Genomic DNA, 10646 nt, shown 5'->3' with positions numbered 1-10646 from the left:
GAGTGCCGCTTCCGTCCTGCCATGATCCCTATCGTCCCTTCGTGCCCTCATCAGGGCAATCAGGACTCTAGAACAGCCCGGACCGGTTCACGGGGGACACGCCAGTTCCGCTCCGGACGGTCACCGATCCGACGTCGATACCCGGCACCCACGTTACGAGGAGACCTGCCCGATGCCCCGGCACAGCAGGCGGCCGTGTCCCTATCAGCGGTCCATCGACGTCACCAGGTTCGGCGACATCACCCCCCGGATCATTCGAGCGACAGGGGCAAGAAGTCATACCGAACTTGGCGACCGTCGCCCTGTGTTGCAGGGCTACGAAGAAGGTAACGGGAAGACCGATACGTGGATGTTGATCGTCTTCATCTACGAGATGTTGTTTGTGAGTAGCGGTCCATTCCGCCTTTGTATCTCGGCCAGATCACATCGTCCTCGATGTGTCTGGCACGTTTGTCCGCCATCAGTGCCCGGTCGCTGGCTGGGTTCAGAGGAGTTGATGGAAGATGTCGAGGGTGACGTTCCACTCGGCGGTCCCGGGGTTTTTGCGGTCCGGCTGGACAGTGACGAAAGTGCGCGCCAGCGCCACGCTCAAGCCGCCGGCAATCAGCGGCAATCTCTGCTCGGTTCTCTCGGAGAGGGCTACGTCCAAGGACGGTTGGGCCGCCAGTTGGTCGAGTAGAGGTTGTAGTTCGATCTCCTCGTCCAGCTTCTCGAATCGGTCGATGCTCTCCTGCAGCCCCTTGGTGATCGGCAGGTCCCACGGTTCGATCACGTCCCGCAGGTTTGCCTTTGCCGAGGCCTTGCCGATGAGGATCACGTCGTAGATCTTGTCGTCGATGAAATCTGTATAGCGTTTGAGATCGTTCCGGTCGACGTGCAGTCCAGCCGCTACCCGGAAGAACCGCTGGAATTTTGCAGTGCCCATCACTGGCATGTCGTCAGCTCCTCTCGAAGTATTCATGGATTTGTCGTACCGCCATCGCTCCTTCACCGACAGCAGATGCGACCCGTTTTACCGAGCCGCTGCGGACGTCACCCGCTGCGAACAGACCGGCCCGGCTCGTTTCGAGTGTTCTCGACGGCGGGGCGTCGATTCTCTGGTTGCCGTCCTCACGGACGGGGACGGCGTCCACGCCCGTGAGGACGAAGCCGTGATCGTCGAGCGCGATCGCGTCGGTCAGCCACCCGGTATGCGGCATCGCCCCGATGAAGACGAACAGAGCGTGCACCCGGATCCTGGCCTTGTCGCCCGTGCGATTGTCCTCGATTGCAATCTCTTCGAGGTGCTTGTCGCCGTGGACCTCACGAATCTCGGCATTTCGGTGCACGGTCACGCGCGGATGGCGTTCGATCTGGTCGACGAGATACCGGGACATACTTTTTCCGAGGTCGTGGCCGCGGATGAGGAGGTGAACGTGGGAAACTTGGTCTGCGAGGAAGACGGTGGCCTGTCCGGCGGAGTTTCCGCCGCCGACGATGGCTACAGGGTCGGTGCCGCACAGCCGCGCTTCCTGATGGGTTGCGGCGTAATACACGCTTCTCCCCTCCAGTGCCTCGATTCCCGGAACCTCCAACTTGCGATATCGCGCCCCGGTGGCGAGCACGACCGCCCGGGCGCGGATCTCGCCGCCGTCCGCCAGTTGGAGCACATGGTGCCCGCCCTCGGATGATCCCAAACCGGTCACCTCCGCCGACACGAGAAGGCGGGTACCGAACTTCCCGGCCTGAATCACGGCCCGCTCCGCCAATTCGGCACCGGAGATCCCCGCCGGAAAGCCCAGGTAGTTCTCGATCCGGGAGGAGGTGCTAGCCTGCCCACCTGCAGCGATCGACTCCAGTGTCACCGTGTTCAACCCGTCGGATGAGCCGTACACGGACGCGGCCAGACCCGCCGGTCCGGCACCTACGACGACGAGGTCGCACACGTCGTGCGCTGCGTCCGGGACCGGAAGCCCGACGATGCGGGCGAGTTCGGCGTTCGTCGGATTGCGCAGCACCTTCTCGCCGTGCCAGATCACGACGGGAGTGTCCTCTGGGGCGACACCCAGGCTTTGCAGCAGTTGCTCCGCCCGTTCGTCTTGCTCCAGATCGATCCATTTGTGGGGCAGCCGGTTGCGCATCGCGAACTCGCGAAGCCGCAACGTGTCCGGGGAATAGCAGGAGCCGATGATTCGGAACCCCGAACCGAGCCCGATCAGTAGGTGCCGGCGCACCAGGTAAGCCCGCAGGATCAGATCGCTGAGCACGAGGTCGTGGGCGACGAGCTCGCGCACCCGCTCGGCTGGGACGACGAGCACCTCGCCGTCCTCGATCGCCTCGGCGGTGAAGAACGCCACCTGGCCATCCAGCAGTCCGAGCTCGCCCAGGAATCGGCCCGGACCGTGCAGGCGCAATATCCGACGCTCACCGTACTCGGCGCCCTCGTCGATGATCGCGACCTTGCCGGAAAGGACGACGAAGAAGTCGCTGCTGCGGGTGCCCGCTCGAATCAGCACCTCGCCGGCGTGAACCGATCGACGTGTGCCTCCGGTCTCGAGCGTCGCTACCTGGGCGTCCGTCAGCCGCGGGAATGCCCCGACTGCATCCGGAGTCTCGTCGTCGACGAGCTGACCGTCGCCGAGGCGTGGGGCGTCCTCAGACGAAATTCTGGTCGACATAACACCAACGCCAATCTTCACCGGCTTCCATCGACTGGACGATCGGATGGCCAAGGGCGTGAGCGTGTGCGCTCGCGTGCTTGCCCGGCGAGGAGTCGCAGCAACCGACGTGTCCGCACGACAGACACAGCCTCAGATGTACCCACGGGGTGCCGAGGCGAAGACATTCCTCGCAACCTTGTGGAGTGCGGGGCGCCACGGCCCGGATCGCGATCACATGTGGGTCCGCGTGGGCAAAAGTCATGAGTTCGCCTCCTTGCCTGCTTTTTCCGAGAGCGCCTGATCGAGCCATGTGCGCAACACCGGTACCGGAGCGGCGCCCGCCTGACGAGCGAGTACCTCACCTCGGTCCATCACCAGCAATGTCGGTACGGCACGGACGGTGAAACGTTCGGCCGTCTGGGGTGCAGCATCCACGTCAACCTTGACGAGCTTGATCTGACCCGCACGTTCTGTGGCGAGCTGCTCGAGCGCCGGGCTGACCATGCGGCACGGCGCGCACCACGTCGCCCAGAGGTCAACGAGTACAGGCACCGAGGACTTCTCGGCCACGTCCGCGAAGTCGCCATCCCCGGCCGAGGCGATCCAGGGCAGCGGCTCGTGGCAATTTCCGCAGCGGGGTCTCCCGTCACTGGCCGCCGGCACGTTGTTCACTTTGCCGCAGTTCGGGCACTTCACCTTGTCGGAGCCCATGACGACACCCCTTCTCAGGCCGCGATGGCGGGTTCCGTATATGCGACGGACAGTTCGCCGTCATCGACCGTGACATCGATGGTGCCGCCCGGTTCGATTTCGCCGCGCAACAGCGCACGACCTATCCTGGTTTCGACCTCGTGGGCGATATACCTGCGCAGGGGTCGTGCACCGTAGACCGGGTCGAAACCGTGTTCGGCGATGAGCCGGCGTGCTTCCGGCGTGATATTCAAGTGTATCTGTCTCTCTGACAATCTGTTCCGAAGATCGGTGAGTTGCAGCTCGACGATATGTTCGATCTGCGGCAGCGTGAGCGGTGTGAACAACACGATGTCGTCGACCCGGTTGAGGAACTCGGGACGGAAGTGCCCGCGCAGTTCCGCCAGCACCCGCGCCCGGGCGTCCGGCTTGATCTCGCCGTCGGCTGTGACTCCGTCGAGCAGATGCTGGGATCCGATGTTCGAGGTCATGATGATCACCGTGTTCCGGAAATCGACCTGCCGGCCCTGGGAATCGGTGATCCGGCCGTCGTCGAGCACCTGCAGAAGGGTATTGAAGACGTCGGCATGGGCCTTCTCGATCTCGTCGAAGAGCACCACGGAGTACGGCTTGCGGCGCACCGCCTCGGTGAGCTGACCCCCCTCGTCGTACCCGACGTACCCGGGGGGCGCGCCGATGAGTCTGCTCACCGTGTGCCGTTCCTGGTACTCGCTCATGTCCAGGCGCACCATGTTGTCTTCGCTGTCGAAGAGGGCACTGGCCAGCGTCTTTGCGAGCTCGGTCTTCCCCACGCCCGTGGGGCCCAGGAAGATGAACGAACCGATCGGCCGGCGCGGATCACGGATACCGGACCTCGCCCGGATGACCGCGTCTGCGACCAGTTGCACCGCCTCGTCCTGACCGATGACCCGCTCGTGCAGGATTTCGTCGAGTTTCAACAGCTTTTCCCGCTCGCCTTCCTGTAGCCGGGCGACCGGGATGCCCGTCCATGCGGCCACGATTTCTGCGATCTCGTCTTCGGTGACCACCTCACGCAGCAACGGATTGCGGCCTTGCCTGGTGGCCAATTGCTCCTCCGCCGCCTCGAGCCTGCGTTCGAGTTCGGTGATCTCGCCGTAGCGCAGCTCGGCGGCCCGATTGAGGTCGTAATCGCGTTCGGCCTCCTCGGCCTCGTGGCGCAATCGTTCCAGCTCCCCCCGTAGCTCCTGCACCCGACGGATCGCCTGCCGCTCCGCCTCCCACTGCGCGTGCCGGGCGTCGGCCTCGGCCCGCAGATCGGCCAGCTCCTTACGCAACTCTTCGAGACGCGCCTTGCTGGCCGCGTCCGTTTCCTTGGACAGCGCGGCCTCCTCGATCTCCAGCCGGGTCACCTTCCGGGTGAGCTCGTCGAGTTCGGCGGGCATCGAATCGATTTCGGTGCGTAGCCGCGCACACGCCTCGTCTACCAGATCGATCGCCTTGTCCGGAAGGAAACGGTCGGTGATGTACCGGTGCGAGAGGGTCACGGCGGCCACCAGTGCGCCGTCCTGAATCTTCACGCCGTGAAACACCTCGAGGCGTTCTCGAAGTCCGCGCAGAATCGAGATCGCATCCTCGATGCCGGGCTCGTCGACGAGAACGGTCTGGAAGCGTCGCTCCAGTGCCGCATCGGATTCGATGTGCTTGCGATACTCGTCGAGGGTGGTGGCACCGATCATGTGCAGTTCGCCGCGGGCGAGCATCGGCTTGAGCATGTTGCCGGCGTCGAGAGACCCCTCGCCGCCGACCGATCCCGCGCCGACCACTGTGTGTAACTCGTCGACGAACAACAGGATGCGCCCCTCGGCCGCCTTCACCTCGGACAGCACCGCCTGCAGTCGCTCCTCGAACTCGCCGCGGTACTTCGCGCCAGCCACCAGGGAACCCATGTCGAGCGAGAAGATCGTCTTGTCGCGTAGGCCCACGGGCACGTCGCCGCGGACGATCCGCTGGGCGAGGCCCTCGACGATCGCGGTCTTGCCGACGCCGGGGTCGCCGATCAGCACCGGATTGTTCTTCGTCTTCCGGCTCAGGATCTGCGTTACCCTGCGGATCTCGGCATCGCGGCCGATGACCGGATCGAGTTTGCCTGCCCGCCCCTCGGAGACGAGGTCGCGTCCGTACTTCTCGAGCGCCTCGTACGCACCCTCCGGGGTGGCCGAGGTGACGCGCTGATTGCCGCGCACTGTGGTCAAGGCGGTGAGGAAGGCCTCTCGTGTGACCCCATGACTGGTGAGAACCCGTCCGGCCGCACTGGTCGACCCCTCCTCGGAGAGAGCCATCACGAGATGCTCCACCGACACGTAGGAATCCTTGAGTCGCTTCGCCTCCCGTTCCGCGGCGTCGAGCAGCCTGGCCAGGCGTTGGGTGATCATCACCTGACCGGGCGTCGCGCCGGGGCCGCTGACCTTCGGCCTGCGCGACAGTTCACGTTCCAGATCGGATCGCAGCGCATCGACGTTCGCGCCGGCCTGCTCGAGTAGCCGAGGGACCAGACCGTCCTGCTGATCGACCAACGCGAGCAGCAGGTGCTCTCCGTCGACCTCTGTGTGGCCCATTCTGGTCGCCAGGTTCTGGGCCTCCTGCAGGGCTTCTCGTGATTTCTCGGTCAGGGTGCCGGTGTCCATCAGGGTGTCCTCCTTCTGCGGGAAGTTGCCTCGAGTCTCTCGATTCGATCCAACAGATCGAGCACGAGCCCGATTGCCGAGTAGTTCAGGCCCAAACCGGTCCGCAGCCGTTGGATGCGGGCGGCGTGGGCCACTTCGGACGGTTCGAACGACATCTCGCCGTCGGCGGCGCGGTGGGCGTCGAGCAGGCCGAGAGCCACAAGCTTTCGTGTCAGGTCAGGGTGCAACCCGGTACGTTTGGCGAAGGCATCTGGCGACAATCCGGCACGGCGAACCAATACGTACCCGGTGACCGGGGTAGGGGTGCTCATGTCTCTTTCCTCGGATCGAAGTTCGATTCGGTGGCCAACTGCTCGAACAGCTCGCGCTCACGTGCTGTGGGTTTCGACGGCACCATCACCTTGATTTCGGCGTAGAGGTTGCCGTCGGGGCCGCGCGGATTGGGCATTCCTTCACCGCGTAGGCGGAGCTTCCTTCCCGTCGACGAGCCCGGCGCCACTTTCACTTTCGCCTCGCCGCCCGGGATGGGGACGACGACGGTCGACCCGAGGACCGCCTCCCATGGCGATACGGGCAGGTCGACGTAAATGTCCCGGCCCTGTACCCGGAACCGCGAATGCGGCTTGATCCGCACCACGAGGTACAAATCCCCGGGCGGCGCGTCACCGTTGCCCCGGCCGCCTTGCCCGGCCAGCCGGATTCGCTGGCCGTCCAGGACACCGGCCGGAATGTCGACGTCGTACTGCCGTCCGTCCAGTCGCAGAGTGCGTTTGCCGCCCCGGTACGCCTCTTCCAAGGTCAGTTCCAGTTCCGCTTCCTGATCGGCGCCGGGAATCGGCCCGTACCCTCCACCGCCGCCGAACATCTGCCCGAAGAGGTCCTCGAAGTCGACGCCGCCCTCGCCACCGACACCGTGCCTGAAGTGCACCCGTCTGCCCCCGCCACCGCCGTACCGGCCGGCGCTTGCCCGGACCCGTTCGTCGTAGTCCTCGGGTACCCGACGGAAGTCGTCCCCGAACCGGTCGTAGCGTTTCCGGGTGTCTGGGTCGGATAACACATGGTAGGCCTCATTGATCTCTTTGAACTTGTCTTCCGCAGTGGGGTCTTTGTTGATGTCGGGGTGATATTTGCGGGCAAGTCGGCGGTAGGCCTGCTGGATTTCGTCGGTGTCGGCGCTGCGCGGGACCCCGAGCGCTTCGTAGTAGTCACGCGCCATGGCGCTCACTCCTCAGGTCGGCTGACGACCACGGTGGCGGGACGCAACTGCTGTCCGTTTTCTCCGTAACCTGGCCGCAAGACCTCGATCACGGTTCCGGAGGGAAGGTCGGGTTGGGTCACCACACTGACCACTTCGTGGAGCTCCGGGGAGAACGGCACACCGACCTCGTCGTGGCGCTCGAAGCCGAGCCGTGACAGTATCTGCACCGCCTGGTCCCGGATTGCCTTCACACCGTCGACGACAGTCTGCGGGTCACTACCCGCATGTGCCAGCGCAAGCTCCAGGTTGTCCAGCACCGGCAGCCACGCCGCCGATACCCTCGCTGTCTCCGCGGCGCGTTCACGGTCGAGATCTTTGGCATACCGCTTGCGCAGGTTGTCCAGATCTGCGAGGGCCCTGCGCCAGCGGTCCTCGAGTTGAGCGAGCTCAGCCCCCGTGTCGGTGCGATCAGGCGCCGTCTCGGTCTGATCCCCGTCGGTACCGTCGGTAGCCGGCTCGGTCGTCGAATGATCAGCAGATCTGTCCATCAGGTGCCTCAGCTTCGATCGAATTCGGCGTCGATCACGTCGTCGTCATCCGACGACGCAGCGTCTCCACCGCCAGCCTGGTGTCCGTCGCCGCCGCCGGCCTGGACCGGGGCGAGCCCATAGAGCAGCTGCTGCAGCTCCGAGGTCAGTGGCTGTACCTCCGCGGGTGAAGCACCGTCCTTCACAGCTTTCCTGGCGTCGGCGATCAGCATCTCGGCGCGCGCCTTGTCGTGCGGTGGCGCACTCTCACCGAGTTCGGCCAGTCGCCGTTCCACCTGATAGGCAACCGAATCGAGCTCGTTACGCGCGTCGACAGCCTTGCGCAGCGCCTCGTCCTCACCCCGGTTCCGTTCGGCCTCCGCGAGCATCCGCTCGACCTCACCCTGATCCAGGTTGCCCTGCTCACTGATCGTGATGCTCTGCTCCTTGCCGGTGTCCTTATCCCGAGCGGTGACGTTGAGGATGCCGTTGGCATCGATATCGAACGTGACTTCGACCTGCGCCTCGCCGCGTGGCGCAGGTCGGATGTCTTCGAGCCGGAACCGGCCCAGCACCCGGTTGTCGGCGGCGCGTTCGCGTTCGCCCTGCAGGACCACGACGTCCACGGCGGACTGATTGTCCTCCGCGGTGGAGAACACTTCACTGCGCCGGGCCGGGATCGTCGTGTTGCGCTCGATGATCTTGGTCATCACCCCGCCCTGCGTCTCGACGCCGAGGGACAGCGGGGTGACATCGAGCAACAGCACATCGGAAACCTCACCCTTGAGCACGCCCGCCTGGACGGCGGCACCGAGCGCGACGACCTCATCCGGGTTGACGCCCATGTGGGGATCCTTACCGCCGGTGAGCCGGCGAACCAGCGCCTGCACCGCCGGAATCCGTGTCGAACCACCGACCAGGATCACCTCGTCGATATCGTTGGCGGTGACCTTGGCGTCACTCATCGCCTGCTTCACCGGACCGAGGCAGCGTTCCACCAGATCCGCCGTCAGATCCTCGAACTTCGATCGCATGATCGTGGTGGTGAGGTGCTTGGGACCGTTCGCGTCAGCAGTGACGAAGGGCAAGTTGACCTGCGCCTGCGTCACCGAGGACAACTCGACCTTGGCCTTCTCCGCGGCCTCGAAGAGGCGCTGCAATGCCTGCGCATCCTTGCGCAGATCGATGTTCTCGGCACGCTGGAATTCGTCGGCGAGGTAGTCCACCAGGCGCCGGTCGAAGTCGTCGCCGCCGAGGTGGGAGTCGCCGGCCGTGGACCGAACCTCGACTACGCCCTCACCGACGTCGAGCAGACTCACATCGAACGTGCCGCCGCCCAGGTCGAACACCAATACGGTTTCATGGACCTGCTTGTCCATGCCGTACGCCAATGCCGCCGCGGTCGGCTCGTTGATGATTCGCAGAACTTCGAGGCCAGCGATGCGGCCGGCATCCTTGGTGGCGTTGCGCTGCGCGTCATTGAAATAGGCCGGAACGGTGATGACCGCTTCCTTCACCTTCTCGCCAAGGAACTTGCTCGCGTCGTCGACGAGCTTGCGCAGCACCAGGGCACTGATCTCCTCCGGCGCGTACTTTTTGCCCCGCACGTCGAATCGCGCCTCACCGTTGTCGCCCGGCACGACGTCGAAGCTGACCGCTTTGGCCTCCTCAGAGATCTCATCGTAGTGACGCCCGATGAAGCGTTTCGCCGAGTAGATCGTGCCCTTCGGGTTCAAGATCGCCTGTCGTCGGGCCAGCTGACCCACCAGGCGCTCGCCACTCTCAGTGAAGGCGACCACCGACGGCGTCGTCCGCGCACCCTCGACATTGGAGATCACCACCGGTTCGCCGCCTTGCCAGCTTGCGATGACCGAGTTGGTGGTGCCCAAGTCGATGCCTACCGCAGTTGCCATGATTCATTCCTTTCGATCGGTCCGGCCGGTGAGAAGGCGGACGGCTTGGTCCGCGACTTCGACGTCGGCGAGGACTTCGGAGTGCCGTGGTTGTGTAGGGACATGGTCGTAAGGACTGGGAACGAGGTGAAGTCGCGCTGGCTGCCCTGTCCTGTGATGCGTGCATGAGCGCGTAGAAGCTGAGATCGAGGCGTGTACACGGCGGCCGGCCTCGGTGGAGTAATCCAAAAATCCAGCCTAATGGTGTAGCTGTCCACGCGCCCGCGGCGGCGCGGGCGCGGCCCAGCGGTAGTTCAGTGTGCCGATGACCTATTCGACCGGCTCGATGTCCTGGCGCGCGATGGCTAGTTTGCCTACTGCGAAATGCTGGCCGGAGAGGTCGTCGACGTCGTTTTCAGTTTCGGCGAGGTTGGCGAACGTTACTATATTTGAGGGGCAGATCGGTGCGGACGTACCGTGGTAGTCCCGCCACTGCACTCTATCACCTCCCTGCCTGATGGGTTGGCCGGCCAGAATATCTCCGTGTGGTGCCGCTGCCGCGGATGCCTGGGGTTTTGCGTAGGGGCAGTCCCAGTGTCATCCGATGCGGTTCGGCCGCAGTGAGAATTGTCGCGTCAGGATTGCGTGAGTTCTGCATGTACCTAGCCTCTACTCGGTCCGGGGCACTTCTCAGTATCGCCCAGAACGGTGCCTACCGTCATGGAATGGGGGAATCGACGCGGCGGGCTCAAGTATTGGTCGTAACCCTGCTGATTGGAGAGAAGTGTGCGGATGGGACGAAGAGAGCAAGACGGGAGTCGAGTGTCGACAACGCTTGAATTCGAGGCCGATGCGACGGTGGAGAAAGAGAGCACCGTGTCGGTGTGTGGCTAGTCTGCCTAATTCTCCATTCTGATCCTGGGAAGTAAGGTGGATTCAATCGGTCGTCGCAACACCTCGATGACGGAGGTGTGCGATGGGACGCAGCAACAAGCAGACACGCCAGGCGCCGGTGGGTGCCCGCCGGCAGTGGG

9 protein-coding genes are annotated in these 10646 nt (G+C 64.3%); all 9 read right to left on the bottom strand.

Going from position 1 to position 10646, the window contains the following annotated elements:
* Positions 1 to 484: 484 nt before the first annotated feature.
* From IEW22_RS18970 to dnaK, 9 genes are read right to left on the bottom strand one after another with little or no spacing between them, the layout of a single operon-like run.
* Positions 485 to 925, bottom strand: coding sequence for a DUF1931 family protein (locus IEW22_RS18970; RefSeq protein WP_188588829.1), 441 nt, complete (start codon positions 923 to 925; stop codon positions 485 to 487).
* Between the two features lie 13 nt (positions 926 to 938).
* Entirely contained in the window at positions 939 to 2657 is a 1719-nt protein-coding gene (locus IEW22_RS18965) for an FAD-dependent oxidoreductase (RefSeq protein WP_188588826.1), read from the bottom strand.
* A complete protein-coding gene (locus tag IEW22_RS18960) occupies positions 2635 to 2901 on the bottom strand; it encodes a UBP-type zinc finger domain-containing protein (RefSeq protein ID WP_188588824.1) in 267 nt (88 codons plus the stop codon). Before IEW22_RS18960 ends, IEW22_RS18965 begins: the two co-directional genes overlap by 23 nt.
* Positions 2898 to 3350, bottom strand: coding sequence for a thioredoxin (gene trxA / locus IEW22_RS18955; protein ID WP_188588822.1), 453 nt, complete (start codon positions 3348 to 3350; stop codon positions 2898 to 2900). The genes IEW22_RS18960 and trxA overlap by 4 nt, the downstream gene beginning before the upstream one ends.
* A 14-nt stretch (positions 3351 to 3364) precedes the next feature.
* On the bottom strand, positions 3365 to 5995 hold the full coding sequence (gene clpB / locus IEW22_RS18950; RefSeq protein WP_188588821.1) for an ATP-dependent chaperone ClpB: 2631 nt from the start codon (positions 5993 to 5995) through the stop codon (positions 3365 to 3367).
* Positions 5995 to 6306, bottom strand: coding sequence for a chaperone modulator CbpM (locus IEW22_RS18945; protein ID WP_188588819.1), 312 nt, complete (start codon positions 6304 to 6306; stop codon positions 5995 to 5997). The genes clpB and IEW22_RS18945 overlap by 1 nt, the downstream gene beginning before the upstream one ends.
* Entirely contained in the window at positions 6303 to 7211 is a 909-nt protein-coding gene (locus IEW22_RS18940) for a DnaJ C-terminal domain-containing protein (RefSeq protein ID WP_188588816.1), read from the bottom strand. The genes IEW22_RS18945 and IEW22_RS18940 overlap by 4 nt, the downstream gene beginning before the upstream one ends.
* Before the next feature lie 5 nt (positions 7212 to 7216).
* Positions 7217 to 7741 carry a nucleotide exchange factor GrpE gene (locus IEW22_RS18935; protein WP_188588815.1) on the bottom strand — a complete coding sequence of 175 codons (525 nt, stop codon included), beginning with the start codon at positions 7739 to 7741 and terminating at the stop codon, positions 7217 to 7219.
* An 8-nt stretch (positions 7742 to 7749) separates the two neighbouring features.
* The gene (gene dnaK, locus IEW22_RS18930; RefSeq protein WP_188588812.1) at positions 7750 to 9633 is read right to left on the bottom strand and encodes a molecular chaperone DnaK; all 1884 of its coding nucleotides are present in this window, start codon (positions 9631 to 9633) and stop codon (positions 7750 to 7752) included.
* Positions 9634 to 10646: the final 1013 nt, after the last annotated feature.

The organism is Gordonia jinhuaensis (assembly GCF_014639795.1).
Lineage (GTDB): Bacteria > Actinomycetota > Actinomycetes > Mycobacteriales > Mycobacteriaceae > Gordonia_B > Gordonia_B jinhuaensis.
This window is presented reverse-complemented; position numbering and strand designations above follow the sequence as displayed.